This window comes from Rhodococcus sp. KB6 (assembly GCF_001445685.1).
GTDB lineage: Bacteria > Actinomycetota > Actinomycetes > Mycobacteriales > Mycobacteriaceae > Rhodococcus_F > Rhodococcus_F qingshengii.
The window spans coordinates 1-273 of sequence record NZ_LNAK01000118.1; the positions used below are offsets into that span (position 1 = coordinate 1).

Genomic DNA, 273 nt, shown 5'->3' on the forward strand with positions numbered 1-273 from the left:
GTGTGATCCGGCGACGCAGCTGTGCACGACGCATCCGGTGAAGGTTCCGGGGTTCACGGTCGCGAAGGCTGCCGATCCTGCGTCGGGTACCAATGTTGCTGCGGGTCAGACGATCACGTACACCGTGACGGGTGCGAACACGGGTAACACGACTCTTGATCCGGTGGTGTTGACCGATGATCTGTCGAAGGTTCTCGACAACGCGACGTTGGTGGACGGTTCGCTCAAGGCGACTGTCGACGGTGTCGACGGTGCTGCTCCGACCCTGTCGGG

The 273-nt window shown here is 62.3% G+C and carries 1 protein-coding gene; it reads left to right on the forward strand.

Features of this window, described 5'->3' with window-relative positions:
• Positions 1-273, forward strand: a 273-nt coding sequence (locus ASU23_RS16350; protein WP_156423166.1) for an isopeptide-forming domain-containing fimbrial protein, incomplete at both ends; no start/stop codon positions are given.